This window comes from Phenylobacterium sp. (assembly GCF_965229015.1).
Lineage (GTDB): Bacteria > Pseudomonadota > Alphaproteobacteria > Caulobacterales > Caulobacteraceae > Phenylobacterium.
Window position 1 is genome coordinate 1,595,647 of record NZ_CBDDIM010000001.1, and the last position, 14,538, is coordinate 1,610,184.

Annotated in this window: 16 protein-coding genes; 10 read left to right on the forward strand and 6 right to left on the reverse strand. The window is 70.1% G+C overall.

Annotated elements, in window-relative coordinates; translation table 11 throughout:
* The first annotated feature begins 223 nt into the window (after positions 1-223).
* Genes ACO06I_RS07955 through ACO06I_RS07970 form a run of 4 tightly spaced genes read left to right on the forward strand, consistent with a single transcriptional unit; the run spans position 224 to position 2,815 of the window.
* Positions 224-1,282 (forward strand): hypothetical protein, encoded by a 1,059-nt coding sequence (locus tag ACO06I_RS07955; protein WP_421932038.1) that lies wholly within the window; start codon positions 224-226, stop codon positions 1,280-1,282.
* Between the two features lie 38 nt (positions 1,283-1,320).
* A complete protein-coding gene (locus ACO06I_RS07960; protein WP_421932039.1) occupies positions 1,321-1,710 on the forward strand; it encodes a hypothetical protein in 390 nt (129 codons plus the stop codon).
* Positions 1,711-1,767: 57 nt separating this feature from the next.
* Entirely contained in the window at positions 1,768-2,607 is an 840-nt protein-coding gene (locus ACO06I_RS07965) for a hypothetical protein (RefSeq protein ID WP_421932040.1), read from the forward strand.
* Positions 2,608-2,638: 31 nt separating this feature from the next.
* On the forward strand, positions 2,639-2,815 hold the full coding sequence (locus ACO06I_RS07970; protein ID WP_421932041.1) for a hypothetical protein: 177 nt from the start codon (positions 2,639-2,641) through the stop codon (positions 2,813-2,815).
* Between the two features lie 6 nt (positions 2,816-2,821).
* Here the strand turns inward: ACO06I_RS07970 and ACO06I_RS07975 are convergent, their stop codons facing one another.
* Positions 2,822-2,980: a hypothetical protein gene (locus ACO06I_RS07975; RefSeq protein ID WP_421932042.1), complete on the reverse strand. Its 159-nt coding sequence runs from the start codon at positions 2,978-2,980 to the stop codon at positions 2,822-2,824.
* 69 nt (positions 2,981-3,049) lie between these two features.
* Complete coding sequence (locus ACO06I_RS07980; RefSeq protein WP_421932043.1) at positions 3,050-4,426, reverse strand: DUF6880 family protein; 1,377 nt, start codon at positions 4,424-4,426, stop codon at positions 3,050-3,052.
* Positions 4,427-4,557: 131 nt separating this feature from the next.
* On the opposite strand from ACO06I_RS07980, the gene ACO06I_RS07985 reads away from it, so the two are divergent.
* Entirely contained in the window at positions 4,558-5,250 is a 693-nt protein-coding gene (locus ACO06I_RS07985) for a class I SAM-dependent methyltransferase (RefSeq protein WP_421932044.1), read from the forward strand.
* Positions 5,251-5,338: 88 nt separating this feature from the next.
* Positions 5,339-6,235 (forward strand): alpha/beta fold hydrolase, encoded by an 897-nt coding sequence (locus tag ACO06I_RS07990; RefSeq protein WP_421932045.1) that lies wholly within the window; start codon positions 5,339-5,341, stop codon positions 6,233-6,235.
* Here ACO06I_RS07990 and ACO06I_RS07995 read toward each other — a convergent pair.
* The 3 genes from ACO06I_RS07995 to ACO06I_RS08005 form a co-directional block, all read right to left on the reverse strand.
* On the reverse strand, positions 6,232-7,059 hold the full coding sequence (locus ACO06I_RS07995) for an aldo/keto reductase (RefSeq protein WP_421932046.1): 828 nt from the start codon (positions 7,057-7,059) through the stop codon (positions 6,232-6,234). The two genes, ACO06I_RS07990 and ACO06I_RS07995, sit on opposite strands and share 4 nt — an antisense overlap.
* 62 nt (positions 7,060-7,121) lie before the next feature.
* The gene (locus ACO06I_RS08000) at positions 7,122-7,904 is read right to left on the reverse strand and encodes an SDR family NAD(P)-dependent oxidoreductase (RefSeq protein WP_421932047.1); all 783 of its coding nucleotides are present in this window, start codon (positions 7,902-7,904) and stop codon (positions 7,122-7,124) included.
* A complete protein-coding gene (locus ACO06I_RS08005) occupies positions 7,904-8,344 on the reverse strand; it encodes a VOC family protein (protein WP_421932048.1) in 441 nt (146 codons plus the stop codon). Before ACO06I_RS08005 ends, ACO06I_RS08000 begins: the two co-directional genes overlap by 1 nt.
* Positions 8,345-8,637: 293 nt before the next feature.
* Here ACO06I_RS08005 and ACO06I_RS08010 point away from each other — a divergent pair, with 293 nt between their 5' ends.
* Genes ACO06I_RS08010 through ACO06I_RS08025 form a run of 4 tightly spaced genes read left to right on the forward strand, consistent with a single transcriptional unit; the run spans position 8,638 to position 14,054 of the window.
* Positions 8,638-9,663 carry an efflux RND transporter periplasmic adaptor subunit gene (locus ACO06I_RS08010; RefSeq protein ID WP_421932049.1) on the forward strand — a complete coding sequence of 342 codons (1,026 nt, stop codon included), beginning with the start codon at positions 8,638-8,640 and terminating at the stop codon, positions 9,661-9,663.
* A gap of 30 nt (positions 9,664-9,693) precedes the next feature.
* Positions 9,694-12,936 (forward strand): efflux RND transporter permease subunit, encoded by a 3,243-nt coding sequence (locus ACO06I_RS08015; protein WP_421932050.1) that lies wholly within the window; start codon positions 9,694-9,696, stop codon positions 12,934-12,936.
* Between the two features lie 55 nt (positions 12,937-12,991).
* The gene (locus ACO06I_RS08020) at positions 12,992-13,546 is read left to right on the forward strand and encodes a helix-turn-helix domain-containing protein (RefSeq protein WP_421932051.1); all 555 of its coding nucleotides are present in this window, start codon (positions 12,992-12,994) and stop codon (positions 13,544-13,546) included.
* A 1-nt stretch (position 13,547) separates the two neighbouring features.
* Positions 13,548-14,054: a GNAT family N-acetyltransferase gene (locus ACO06I_RS08025; RefSeq protein ID WP_421932052.1), complete on the forward strand. Its 507-nt coding sequence runs from the start codon at positions 13,548-13,550 to the stop codon at positions 14,052-14,054.
* On the opposite strand, the gene ACO06I_RS08030 is transcribed toward ACO06I_RS08025, so the two are convergent.
* Positions 14,051-14,473 carry a GFA family protein gene (locus ACO06I_RS08030; protein ID WP_421932053.1) on the reverse strand — a complete coding sequence of 141 codons (423 nt, stop codon included), beginning with the start codon at positions 14,471-14,473 and terminating at the stop codon, positions 14,051-14,053. The genes ACO06I_RS08025 and ACO06I_RS08030 overlap by 4 nt on opposite strands.
* Positions 14,474-14,538 lie beyond the last annotated feature (65 nt).

Below are 14,538 nucleotides of genomic sequence, written 5' to 3' on the forward strand. Positions count from 1 at the left end.
TGAGGGGCTTCACAACGTGATCGTGTGTTTCGGCCGCCCTCCTCCGGAGCGTGATGGCCGTCACGGCGGGGCCCGGGATGTCCTCCTAATCTCAGCGTGATCCCGCCTCTCCCCGAGGGGGACCGACGCAGAGGAAACCGTCATGTCTCTAAGACTTTCCGTGAGCGGCGCAGCCCTCATCGCGGCTTTGTGGACCGCCGCCCCGGTTCGGGCGGAGGACGCCGTGGATCCCCAGGCCGGCGTGAAGGCGGACACCGCGCGCCTGCAAGCCCAAGCCGCCCTCGTCAATGCTCAGACCGAGGTCGTGAAGGCCAAGGCCACCGCTCTCGGACTGCCGAGCGCAGCCGGAACCACAACCCTGGGGGAAGGCGCCGGCGCAATGGAGGCCTGGATGCTGTCCAGCGCCGCGATCAATGAGGCCGCGAGAACGATCGCCGACTCCGCCAAGGGTCTTGGCCCGATCCTCGTGCTGCCCGGGTCTGAAACCGTAAATCTCGGCCTTGCAGCGTCTCTTCGCGCCGAGATCGCCGCCCTGAATGCGGCGGCCGACAACGCCCAGCTCGCCGGTTGCCCCCGCGCGCCGCCGCGGGCCGACCCCAGGTTCATGGCGGCCGGCGCGGCCCTGCCCCTCTTGGGCGCCGTGGTCGGCGCACTCAAAGTGGACACCGAGGTGCGCGCCCTTGAGGTCAAGGCCGACGACCGCGCGCTCGTCAATGCGATCGCAGCCCGCCTCGGCTCCGAGGCCATCATTCCCGCCGAGGCTGTCAACCCGGGAGCGCGGGCCACGGGCGCGCTCATCAGCGAACTGGATGACCTGGGCCGTCGCCGCAATGCGGCCTTCCAGTGCCGAAGCCAATGGGCGGCTTCGGGCGACACGGCCGGCATCAAGGCGAAGGTCGCCGTCCTCGACAGCCTCATCGCGCGGATCGACGAATTCCAGCTCCGTGTCAGCCAGGGCGGCGCGGACACGCCAAGCCTGCTCATCCGAGCGTCCCAACTTGCGGCCATAGCCGACAGGAATCCGCTGGTCCTCCGCGTGGCCATTGAGCGGGCCGGCGGCAGCCTGCTCAAACGAACCAATCTATGGACCGCCTTCGGCGCGGAGGGGGTCAGCCTCACCGGCGGCCTGGTCGTCAGCTATCGCCTCACCGATCCCCGTTCCGGAAGCATTCGGGCAGCGGGCCTGCTGATCTGCCGCACCGCCAAGACGCGCATGGGCGACGTCCAGCGCGGCCGCGTTAGCGTCGCCGGTTGCGCGGCCACCACCGCGCAGCCGACCTAGCTCCCCCCCACACTCCCCTTCCGGAAAAGGCGCTCGCCATGACCGACACCACCGTCACCCCGCCCCCGGCGGGCCCGCCCCTGCACGCCCTCGTCACCGCCGGCGTCCTGCTGCTGCTCTATGTCGGCCTGACCGTCGCCATGATGGGCTATTTCGCCGCCAGCGAGGGCAAGCTCTGGGAGCACGCCCTGCTGATCTACAACGGCTTCACGGCCTTCGCCGTCGCCGCCGGCGGGGTGCTGCTGGGCACCCAGATCCAGCAGGCCAACGTCACCGCCGCCCGCCGCGAGGCCACCGAGGCCCGCTCCGAGAGCGATCGCGTCAAGCAGGCCGCCCGCGCCGCCCTGGCCGCGACCCACGCCCCGTCCGCGGCGGCCGGGGCCGGCGCCCTCGCCGACGTCCGCGACCTGCTGACCAAGGCCATCTGAACCACCCCCGGCGCCGCCATCGTGGGGACGCCGACCCACCGAACGAGAGGAACCACCATGCCCAGTCTCCTTCGCCACCTGGCGCTCGTGTCCGAGTCCGCCGTCGTCGCGCCCGGCGACGTCATGCGGGTCGCCGCCGCCCTGCAGAAGCAGGCCAGCCGCGACCTCGCCCCCGCCTGGGATGTCGGCGCCACCGTCGACGCCTTCGCGCGCCTGGAGGACGTCCCCACCGACTACTGGCCCATGATCGTCATGGACGACATCGGCTACGCCGGCGCGGCGGGCATCCACATGGACAAGGACGGCCAGCCGTTCGGCCTGATCACCGGATCGAACGACCTCGATGAGTGGTCGCTGACCGCCAGCCACGAGTCGGTGGAGATGCTGGTGGACCCGTTCGGCAACCGTCTGGTGAGCGGCGACTCCCTCAAGCCCAAGCAGGGCCGCGTGAACTACCTGGTGGAGGTCGCCGACCCGTCGGAGGCCGCCCAGTTCGGCTATTCCATCAACGGCGTCCTGGTGAGCGACTTCTACACGCCGCACTTCTTCGATCCGGTCGCCGACGGCGGGGTGCGCTACTCCTTCACGGGAGCGATCCAAGGCCCCCGCAGGGTGCTCCACGGCGGCTACCTGTCCTGGCACGACCTGGCGACCGATCACTGGTGGCAGCAGGTCTGGTTCGGCACGGCCGAGCCGGTCTTCCGCGACCTGGGGGTCCTGACGGGCGAAGGCAACCTGCGCGCCAAGGTCGATCGGGCCACCCCGGAGCGGAAGGCTCGCGGCGAAGGCGGCCGGGCCAGCGCCTCCCGGGTCGGCATGCCGGTCTCGGCCATGGCCGCGCCGGCGGAGACGCGGGCCCAACGGCTGCGGGCCCAGATCGCCGAGCTCGTGAAATAGAACCGGGACCCGGTCCGGAGTAGGATGCGTCATGACTGACGATCCCGACGAGGCGGCGCGGCGCAAGGCCCGCGCCGATAAGCTCCGCGCCCAGATCCAGCGCCTCAAGGGCGGCGGCGCGCCGCCGCCCGACGAGGACACGACGCCGGAATCGGCGCGGGACTTCGTGGAGCGGAAGATGCGCGACCTCGACGACAAGGCCGAGTAACGGGCGCTAGAAGGTCGCGGCCGCCATCTTGGCGATCCAGACCGCCAGCAGGGTCACGAGGGTCCCGGTGAGCAGGCCGCGGGCGAAGGCGCCGTGCCGTTCCCACCAGACTCGCCGCGCCCGAAACCGCTGAGCGCGATCAATCCGTCGTTTCTGCATCGCCATGGGCGACCCTGTGCGCCTCGAACGAGTCCGCCGCAAGGCCCGACCGCGGCCTTTGAGGGGCGCCGGGCGTCAGGCCTGTGGAGTGTGTCCTACCCGACCCACAAAGTCGGCGTGGGATTCATAGTCTCCGAAATCGGCGATCTGCGGGGCCAGGACGGCGCAGTCGGCCATCCAGCGCTCGGCGTCGGCGAAACGGTCGCGGCGGTTGAACCGCAGGGTCCGGCCGATCATCGCCCGGTAGAGCAAGGTCGCGGCCAGGGGGTGGCGGCCCTCCAGGACCTGGGCGGCGGCCTCCAGCCCCTCATAGTCGTCGCCGTCGATTTCGCCCGCCCGCGCCAGGATCAGGGCGGCGGCCTGGCTGGGCGCCGGCCAGGCCAGGAAGAACCGCAGGGCGGCGGGGAAGCTCTTGAACCCCGCCACATAGGCCATGGCCCGGTCCTCGGCCTCCACGTCGTCGAAGTCGGGCAGGCGCTTGAGATAGGCCCGCAGCCGCTCGGCCGACAGCCGCTGCTCGAAGGCGGCCCAGCGCACCGCCTGGGCCGCGTCGGCCTGACCGTCGGCCTCCAGGGCCTCGAGATAGGCGTCCTCCCAGGCCTTCAGGCTGGGGGCCGAGGCCACCACCCGGGCCTGGGAGCGGGCGACGTCGGCGAAGGCCGGCGGGGCCGAGCGCTTGAGGGCCGCCAGCGCCTCCGGCGCGCGGCCGGCGGCGGTGAGGCGGCTGGCGATCTGGGCGCCGGTCCAGGGCTGCAGGGCCTCGCTGGCGGTGATGGTGGCGATGAATCCGTCCACGTCGCCCTGGGCGTCGGCGAGCGCCTGGACCGCGGCGCGCAGGGCGGGCTTGGGCCGGCCGCGCCGGGCGATGGCGGCCTCCAGCAAGGCCCGCAGCCGGGCGATCCCGGCGGCGTCCAGGGCCGGCAGCAGGATCTCCACCAGGCGCACGAAGATCTCGTTCTCGTCGGTCTCCAGGGCCTGGAAGGCGCGCTCGGCCAGGGCCAGGCTCGAGCCGCCGGCGCGCGCGGCGACGGGCCCCAGGTCCTCCACGGCGGCCAGGAACACCGCCTCCACCTCGCCCTTGTCGTCCTTGGTCAGCGACAGGACGCCCTCGGCCATGTCGACGAACCGCCAGAGGAAGTCCAGCGCCAGGGCCGGATTCTCCTGGGCCATCTTGCCCGCGATCATCGCGCGCTGGAGCTCCAGGTCGCGGACGAACTCTTTGTACTTGCGCCAGTGGACGCGGGAGCGGCGGGTCTCGATGGCCGCCAGCCGCTTGGCCACCTCGGCGGCCAGATCCTCGGCGCCGACCTCGCCGGCCAACTCCATGCGCAGGCGCCGCTTGATGGTGGGCTGGGCCTCGGCGACGTCCACCAGGATCTCGGCCAGCCGCGCGGCGCCCAGGTCGGCCAGGTTGGCGGCCGTGACGGTCTTGCGGGAACCCGGACGCTTCACCAAAAAACTCTCTCCCTGGCCGCCCCCCGCCTCTACCCGGAACCGGCCGCCCGCGCCATCGGTCCGCCGACGGAACGCTTGCCCGGCCTGTCCGTTCTCCGGTGTCGGGCCTTGCCTGGGGGACTTGCGACATGGATCAGGCCGAAGCCGAAGCGATCGTGGCCTCGCGCCCGTGGTGGTACCACCGGTTCGAGATCTTTCCCGGCGTGGTCACCCCCGGCGTCTACGATCCCAGCGGCACCCTGAGCGAGCTCGGCCTGCCGCAGGACATGACGGGCATGACCGTCCTGGAGATCGGTCCCGCCGACGGCTACTTCACCAAGATGCTCACCGCCCGCGGCGCCTCGGTCACCGCCGTCGACTACGCGGCCAAGGACTTCTACGGGTTCGCCGACATGGAGCGGCTGGCCGGGCGCAAGTTCCGGTTCATCCGCGCCAATGTCTACGAACTGGACACCCTGCCCATCGAGCCCTTCGACGTGGTGATCTGCCTGGGGGTCCTCTACCACCTGCCCGACCCGTGCCGGGCCCTATGGTCCCTGCGCCGCTACGCCAAGGGCGCCTTCATCCTGGAGACCCTGGTCAGCCGCAAGCACGAGGACGAGCCCTTCGCCGAGTACCTGCCCGGCGACAGCAACAACCAGGACTTCACCAACTTCTGGGCCCCCAATCCCCTGTGCTGCGACAGGATGTTGGCCGACGCCGGCTTCGTCGTGGAGTCCCAATGGATCAACGAAAGCCGCGGCATGTTCCGCTGCGCCGTCCACCCCGAGGAGTGGGCGAGCAAGAAGATGCGGGTGGCCTACGACTATCTGACGGTCTGATCCCGCCCGCCATTTTGATTACCTGAGGCGTAATCGCGCCGGCGCCCCGAAGGGCTCACCTTCCCCGCATCAGACACGGGGAAGACCGATGAACCGACGCAACATCCTCGCCCTCGGCGCCACGGCGACCGTCCTGCCGCTGCGCGCCCAGGCCGCGCCCGAGCCCAGGCCCCACCGCGCCGCCCAGATCGTCGCTCGCGACGGCACGAAGCTTTTCCACCGCGACTGGGGCGAGGGCGCGCCCATGGTCTTCATGGCCGGCTGGACCCTGACCTCCGAGGCCTGGGCCTATCAGGCGGCCGATCTGTCGGACCAGGGCGTCCGCTGCATCGCCTATGACCGGCGCGGCCACGGGCGGTCGGACGATCCGGGCCGCGGCTATGACATCGACACCCTGGCCGACGACCTGGACTCGGTGCTCACCACCCTGCACCTGAGGGCCGTCACCATCGTCGCCCACTCCATGGCTTCGGGGGAAATCACCCGCTACCTGACCCGCCACGGGGCCGGCCGCGTCGCCAGGGTGGTCTATCTTGCGCCCACGACGCCCTTCCTGACCCGGACGGCGGACAATCCCGACGGCGCGCCAGCGGCCTATTTCGAGCGGGCGCGGAAGACCTGGAAGACCGATTTCCCCAGATGGCTGGATGACAACACCGACCCCTTCGTCACGCCGCAGACCTCGACCGGCATGAAGGACTGGATCAAGTCCATCATGCTCACCTGCTCGATGCAGGCGGTCGTCGAATGCAACAAGTCGATGGTCGGCACGGACTTCCGCCGGGAGCTGACGAAGATCAGCCTGCCCTGCCTGGTGATCCAGGGCGACCGAGACGTCTCAGCGCCCCTACCGCTCACCGGCCAGCGCACCGCCCAGCTGATCCCGGGCGCGCGGCTGGTGGTCTATGAGGGCGCGCCGCACGGGCTGTTCGTCACCCATATGGACCGGCTGAACGCCGACCTGCTGGCCTTCGCGAAGGCTTAGCCGAACTTGGCGGGGTCGGGGCCGATGCGGCCGTCGGCGGCGTCCAGGCCCGCGATGGCCTTCAGGTCCTCTGCGTCCAGGGCGAAGTCGAACACCTGGAGATTGGCCACGATGCGGGCCGGGGTCACCGACTTGGGGATCACCGTCAGGCCCAGGTCCACGTGCCAGCGGATGATCACCTGGGCCGCAGTCTTGCCGTGCTTGGCGGCGATCTGCCCGATCACCGGATCGTCCAGCAGCCGGCCCTGCCCCAGCGGGCTCCAGGAGGTGGTGGCGATGCCCTTGGCGGCATGGAAGGCGCGCAGCTGCGCCTGCTGCCAACGGGGGTGCAGCTCGATCTGGTTGGCGGCCGGGGTCACCCCGGTCTCGCCGATGATCCGCTCCAGGTGCGGGATGGCGAAGTTGGAGACCCCGATGGACTTGGCCCGGCCCTCCTCGCGCAGCCGGATCAGGGCCTTCCAGCTCTCCAGATAGAGGTTCTGGGTCGGGGCCGGCCAGTGGATCAGGTAGAGGTCGACATAGTCCATGCCAAGCCGCGCCAGGCTCTTGTCGAAGGCCGCCAGGGCCGCGTCATGGCCCTGGTTCTCGTTCCACAGCTTGGTGGTGATGAAGAGCTTGTCGCGGGCCACCCCCGAGCGCTTCACCCCTTCGCCCACCCCGGGTTCGTTGCGATAGGCCGCGGCGGTGTCGATGGCCAGGTAGCCGGCCGCCAGCGCCGTGGCCACCGTGTCGGCGGTGGTCTCGGCCGGGCTCTGCCAGACCCCCAGCCCCACCTGGGGCATCCGCCGGCCGTCGTTGAGCGTCAGGAAGGTCTGGTCGGTCATGGGAGCTCCGGGCTGGCGAGGGTCGGGCCCAGACATAGGCCGTGTCGCCCGCCGTCCAAGGCCTAATCCACCGCCACCGTATAGTTGAGGGCCAGGCGCCCGCCGTCCGGATAGAGGGTCTGGCCGGTCATGTAGGAGGCGTCGTCGCTGGCCAGGAACAGGGCGACCTTGCCGATCTCCGAGGGCTCGCCGAACCGCTTCATCGGCGTGCGCGCCAGCACCCGGCGGCGCGCGTCATCGTTCTCCATCACGTCCTTGAGGATGTCGGTGGAGATGGTGCCCGGCCCGATGGCGTTGACCCGCACCCCATGGGGAGCCAGCGCCAGGGCCATGGACTTCGTCAGCTGGGCGATCCCGCCCTTGGAGGCCACGTAGGCGATCTGGTTGGGGATGGCGACGACGGCGTTGATGGAGGACATGTTGATGATCGCCCCCCGGATCTTGGCGTCCACCATGTGGCGGGCCACGGTCTGGCCGATCACGAAGGGCGCCCGCAGATTGACCGCCATCACCCGGTCGAAGTCGGCCAGGTCGCAGTCCAGGATGTCGCCGGGCGCCAGGATGCCGGCGTTGTTCACCAGGATGTCGATGCGCCCCAGCAGGGCCGCCGAGCGGATCACCGCCTTCTGGGCCGCGGCGGCGTCGGAGACGTCGCAGGGCACCGCGTGGACCTTGCGGCCGCTCTGCCTGGCCAGGTCCTTGGCGGCGGCGGCCAGGCGCTTCTCGTCGATGTCCATCAGGGCCAAGTCGCAGCCCTCGGCGGCGAAGGCCTCGGCGCAGGCCAGGCCGATGCCGCCGGCCGCCCCGGTGATCAGGGCCGCGCGCCCCGCCAGCCGGTCGCCCATCACCAGACCCCGGTGTTGGGCATCGAGGTCCAGGGCTCGGCCGGGGCCTTGGCGGGCCCGGCCTGCAGCAGCTCCACCGAGATGCCGTCTGGCGAGCGGACGAAGGCCATGTGGCCGTCCCTGGGGGGCCGGTTGATGGTCACGCCCCCGGCCTGCAGCCGCGCGCAGGTCTCGTAGATGTCGTCCACCGCATAGGCCAGGTGGCCGAAATTGCGGCCGCCCTGATAGTCCTCCGGATCCCAGTTGTAGGTCAGCTCGACGGTGGGGGCGCGGCTGGCCTTGGCCATCTCCTCGTCGCCGGGGGCGCAGAGGAAGACCAGGGTGAAACGCCCCCCCTGGTTCTCGACGCGGGAGACCTCCTTCAGCCCCAGCTTGTCGCAATAGAAGGCCAGGGAGGCGTCGAGGTCGGCCACGCGGACCATGGTGTGCAGGTATCTCAAGACGTCTCCTTTTCGTTCAACCCTGGATGGTATCCAAGGCTCAGCTTGGCGCTGGGGGCACGTGCATGCCGATCCTGCGGCTTCACGGGCACAATATGCGGCCATACATCATCCTGTCCGCGATTTCATTTGCGCTCGCAGAACGGTGGCATCAAAAGCCACTGCAACCTATCTGCATAGGATTGCGGGGCGGGCGGCCGACTCATGTGCGGACGCCGAACGACTGCTGCGCTCGGGGAAACGGCTGTATGCGCGTCAAATCTTCTTATCTTTTCGCGGGCGGAATCTTGCTCGTGGCCGCCTTGTACTTCCTGATCGGCTCGCTGTTCGGCGGGGGCGAGAAGAAGGACGGCGCCCAGGCCAAGACGACGACCGCCTCCACCCTCCCCTCGGTCCAGGTCGCCCTGACGCCCGAGAGCGTCCACGAGTACGCCGTGGTGATCCGCGGCCGCACCGAGTCGGCCCGCACCGTGTCGGTGAAGTCCGAAAGCCCCGGCACCGTGGCCGCCACCCCCGCCACCGAGGGTAGCTATGTGGCCAAGGGCGCGGTGCTCTGCCGCCTGAACGTCGATGCGCGCCAGGCCACCCTGGACCAGGCCCGCGCGGCCCTGCGCTCGCGCCAGCTGAGCCAGCAGGCCTCGGTGGAACTGGCCAAGAAGGGCTTCCGCTCCCAGACCCAGGTCCTGCAGGACCAGGCCAATCTCGACAACGCCGCGGCCCTGGTCCGCCAGGCCGAGATCGGGGTCGAGCAGATGAACATCCGCGCGCCCTTCTCCGGCGTGTTCGACAAGCGCGAGGCCGAGATCGGCGCCTATCTGTCGCCGGGCCAGGCCTGCGGCACCATGATCGAGCTGAACCCGCTGCTGATCGTCGGCGACCTGCCCGAGACCGACGCCGGCAAGCTGCATGTCGGCGCCCCGGCCACCGCCACCCTGCTGTCGGGGGAGCGCCTGTCGGGCCGCGTCCGCTACGTCGCCCGCGACGCCGACGCCCAGACCCGCACCTATCATGTGGAGGTCGCCGCGGCGAACCCCAACATGGCCGCCCGCTCGGGCCTCTCGGCCACCGTCCGCATCTCCGCCGGCGTAGGCCCCGCCCACCAGGTGCCGGTGTCCTCCCTGGTGCTGGACTCCGCCGGCCGCCAGGGCGTCCGCTACGTCGAGGCCAACAATCAGGTGGCCTTCGCCCCGGTCACCGTGATCGAGGAAACCCCCGGCGGCGTCTGGGTCGCGGGGCTCCGCGGTCCGGTGCGCGTCATCACGGTCGGCCAGTCCTACGTGGCCGAAGGTCAGAAGGTTCGGGTCGCCAGCGCGCGCTAAGCCGCGCCCGCGCCCCTGGAGATAGAGACGATGATCGGACCCTTGATCGACGGCGCGATTAAACGGCGCAAGGTCGTGCTGGGCGTCACCCTGATCGCCAGCATTTTCGGCTTCCTGGCCTACAACTCGATGCCGCGGGAATCCAACCCCGACATCACCATCCCCTTCGTCTCGGTGGTGGTGCCCTATCCGGGCGTCAGCCCCGAGGACGCCGAGCGGCTGCTGGTCAAGCCCATGGAGACCGAGCTTCAGAGCATCGAGGGCCTGAAGCAGATGAACGCCGTGGCCCGCCAGGGCATGGCCGTCGTCAATCTCGAGTTCGAGGCCGACTTCAACAAGGACAAGGTCCTGGAGGACGTCCGCGCCAAGGTCGACCTGGCCCGGGGCAAGTTCCCCCCGGACGCCGAGGAGCCGATCATCGAGGAGGCCAACTTCTCCGGGGACCCCGTCATCGGCATCGTGCTGTCGGGCGCGGCGCCCGAGCGCGAGCTGGTGCGGATCGCGCGCGACCTGCAGGACCGCCTGGAGGCCACGCCCGGGGTGCTGGAGGCCAGTCTCAGCGGCGGCCGTGAGGAGTTCCTCGAGGTCACCGTCGATCCCATGCGGATGGAGGCCTACAACGTCACCACCGGCGAACTGGCCCAGGTGATCAGCCGCAACAACCAGTTGGTGCCGGCCGGCGACCTGCGCTCCGGCGCCGGCAAGTTCGCGGTCAAGGTCCCCGGTGTGGTGGAGAAGCCCGAGGACATCCTCTCCCTGCCCATCAAGAAGAACGGCGACCGCCTGATCACCGTGGGCGACATCGGCGACGTGCGGCGCACCTTCAAGGAAGCCAGCTATATCAGCCGCTTCAACGGCCAACCCGCCTATTCCCTGGACGTCTCCAAGCGCTCCGGCGCCAACGTCCTGGAGACCGTCAAGAAGGTCCGGGCCGTGGTGGCCGAGGAGCAGAAGCGCTGGCCCGAGACGGTCAAGGTCTCCTACATCTTCGATGAGAGCGACTTCATCGGCCGCACCCTGATCGTGCTGGAAAGCGGCCTGATGTCGGCCACCCTGCTGGTGATGATGATCATCGTCGCCAGTCTCGGAATCCGTCAGGGCCTGATGGTGGGGCTGGCGATCCCGGCCTGCTTCATGCTGGCCTTCCTGATGCTCAACGCCATGCACGTGACCCTCAACCAGATGGTCATGTTCGGCATGGTGCTGGCCGTCGGGATCCTGGTGGACGGCGGCATCGTGGTGGTGGAGTACGCCGACCGCAAGATGGCCGAGGGCATGCCCAAGGGCGAGGCCTTCGCCGCCGCCGGCAAGCGCATGTTCTGGCCGGTGCTGAACGGCACCCTGACCACGCTCTGCGCCTTCATCCCCTTCATGTTCTGGAACTCGATCGCCGGGAAGTTCATGAGCTTCCTGCCGCTGACCCTGTTCTTCGTGCTGGGCGCCTCGATCTTCGTGGCCCTGATCTTCACCCCTGCCCTGGGCTCCATCGTCGCCCGCAAGGCCGCGGTGGACGCCGACCACCTGGCCGAGATCGAGAAGTCCGAGCGGGGCGACCCGCGCGAGATGACCGGATTCATGGGCTGGTACGCCCGCAACATCAGCTTCCTCGGCCAGCATCCCTTCCGGGTGATGGCCGCGACCCTGGTGATCATCTTCGGGGTCTTCTACTGGTTCGGCCACACCAAGCACCGGACCGAGTTCTTCCTCGACCAGGACCCGGAGTTCGTGGCCGTCTACGTCAAGGCGCGGGGCAACATGTCCCCCGAGGCCCAGGACAAGCTGGTGAGCCAGGTGGAGGCGCGCCTGCAGGGCATCAAGGGCGTCAACTCCATCTTCGTGCGCAGCGGCTCGGCCAGCAGCGGCGGCGGCCCCAACGCCCCGCCCAACGACACCATCGGCCGCATCAATGTCGACTTCCAGGACTACGAGGACCGCAAGGCCCTCGGCCTGCGCGGCAAGGACATCGCCAACGAGGTGCGCAGGCGCGTCACCGACATCCCCGGCATGCAGGTCGAGGTCCGCGAGCCCCAGGGCGGCCCGCCCACCGGCAAGGACGTGCAGGTCGAGTTGCGCGGCAACGACCCCGTGGCCCTGAACAAGGCCGCCAACCTGGTGAAGGCCAAGCTGGCCGCCGATCCGCAGCTGATCGAGCTGGAGGACAACCGCACCTCACCGGGCATCGAGTGGAACCTCGCCGTCGACCGCGAGGCTGCCGGCCGCTACGGCGTCGACGTGCTCACCGTCGGCCAGGCGATCCAGTACACCACCGGCGGCGTGCTGGTGGGCCGCTTCCGCCCCGACGACGCCGAGGACGAGCTGGACATCCGGGTGCGCTTCACGCCCGAGGGCCGCAACGTGGCGGCCTTCGAGAACATGAAGATCTCCACGGCCCTGGGCCCGGTGCCCGCCAGCTACTTCATCAAGCGCGTCCCGGCCCAGCAGGTGACAAACATCCAGCGCCGCGACAGCCAGCGCCTGGTGATCGTCCAGGCCAACGCCGTCGAGGGCGTCGCCGCCAACCAGAAGATCGCCCAGCTCAAACCCTGGCTGGAAAAGGCGCCCATCGACCCCTCCGTCCGCTGGAAGTTCACCGGCGCCGACGAGGAGGGCCAGAAGGCCGCCATCTTCTTCATGACCGCCATGTCGGCGTCCCTGTTCATGATGGGGGTGATCCTGCTGTGGCAGTTCAACAGCTTCTACGGCGTGCTGGTGACCCTCTCGGCGGTGGCCCTCTCCACCGTCGGCGTGCTGCTGGGGGTGCAGATCAACCTCATGCACACCTTCGACTACATCTCGGTGATCATGCTGGGCACTGGGGTCGTGGCCCTGGCCGGGGTCGTGGTGGGCCACAACATCGTGCTGGTGGACACCTACTACCAGCTCCGCCGCTCGGGCTACGAGGCCGACGACGCCGCCGTCCGCGCCGCCGCCCAGCGGTTCCGGCCGGTCATGCTCACCACCCTGGTGACGGTGGTGGGCCTGCTGCCGCTGATGTTCCAGATCCACCCGAACTTCCACAACGCCCATATCGAGTACAAGGCGCCGGGGTCGGAGTGGTGGGTGCAGCTCTCCGGCGCGGTGGTCTGGGGCCTGTCCTTCGCCACCCTGCTGACCCTGATCCTGACCCCCGTCCTGCTGGCCGCCCCCAAGGTCATGGCCCGCCGGTTCGCCTGGCTCTGGGCCCGCACCCTGGGGCCGCGCCTGGGTCGGAAGACGCCGCGGGATCGCCAGCTGGTGTTCGGCGACGACGACGTGCCCAAGGCCGCCGAGTAGGGCCACGCTTGCCTGAGGCGTCGTCGTCCACTATACGGGACGTATGACGACTATAGTGGACGACACTGGCGCCCGCATCGCCGCGCGGCTCCGGCTGGAGCGCGACGCCCGCGGCTGGTCCCTGGCCGAGGTGGCGGAACGCTCCGGGGTGGCCAAGGCCACCATCAGCAAGATCGAGCGCGAGGAGATGAGCCCCACGGCCGTCATCCTGGTGCGGCTGGCCGGCGCCTTCGACCTGACCCTGGCGGGCCTGCTGCTGCGGGCCGAGGGCCAGGAGGATCGGCTGTCGCGGGCCGCCGACCAGCCCACCTGGCGCGATCCGGAGACCGGCTACCTCCGCCGCCAGGTCTTCAGCCGGCCCGACCATCCGGTGGAGCTGGTGAGCGTCGACATGCCCCCGGGGCGGAAGGTCACCCTGCCCGCCTCGTCCTACGCCCGCATCCGCCAGGTGGTCTGGGTCCAGGCCGGGGAGCTGACCATCCACGAGGGCGGCGAGCGCCACCGCCTGGCCGCCGGTGACGCCCTGGGCTTCGGCCCGCCGGGCGAGGTCACGATCGCCAACGAGACCGCCGCGCCTTGCGCCTACGTCGTCGCCCTGGCCCGGAGCTGACATGTTCGACATCCGCCCCCTCGGCCCCGAGGCCCGGTCCCTACTCCGCGACCTGCTCATCGAGGTGGTGGCCGGCGGCGCCTCGGTCAGCTTCATGCATCCCCTGTCGGCGGCGGACTCCGCCGCCTTCTGGGACGCCGCCCTCGCCGCCGCCGCCGAGGGCAGGCGGGTGGTCCTTGGGGCCTGGGACGGCGAGGTCCTGGCCGGCACGGTGACCCTGCTGCTGGACTGCCCGCCCAACCAGCCGCACCGCGGCGAGATCGCCAAGCTGATGGTCCGCGAGAGCTGCCGCGGCCGAGGGATCGCCGCGGCCCTGATGCGCGCGGCCGAGGCCCTCGCCCGCCAGCGCGGCCGCACCCTGCTGGTGCTGGACACCGCCAGCGACGGTGGGGCGGCGGGGCTCTATGAGGGCCTGGGCTATGTCCGCGCGGGCGAGATCCCCGATTACGCCCTCAAGCCCCACGGCGGCCTCAGCGGGACGATCCTCTACTGGAAGCGGCTCAGCTAGAACATGCCGTCCGGCGCCGGCCGGCTCTTGCGCGGCCGCACGAACATCACCCCCGGATAGGCCTTCAGGGGCGCCATCTTCTCCCCGCGCCAGGTCCAGTCGGCCATCTGCTCGACCGAGGTGTGGTAGCGCGGCTCGCGGCCGGTCCGCTCGGCGAACAGGGCGCGGGGGATGTTGACCATCTTCGGCGAGCGGGGCCGCTCGTAGAACAACGGCGTGCCGCAGGTCCCGCAGAAGCTGCGCGCCGTCCCCAGCTCCGGGTCCTCATAGCGGCGGATGTGATCCTCCCCCTCCAGGATGCGGAACCGGCTGCGCCAGCTCCCCACATAGGTGGCGTAGGCCGCCCCCTGGGCGTGGCGGCTGGCCGGCGAATGATCGTGCCAGGCCCAGACCGCCGGCACGTCGATCTCCAGCCGCACGGCCCCGCACACGCATCGGCCGACCGACCGGACGGCCGAGACTTTCGGCTTAGGGGCCCTGGGCG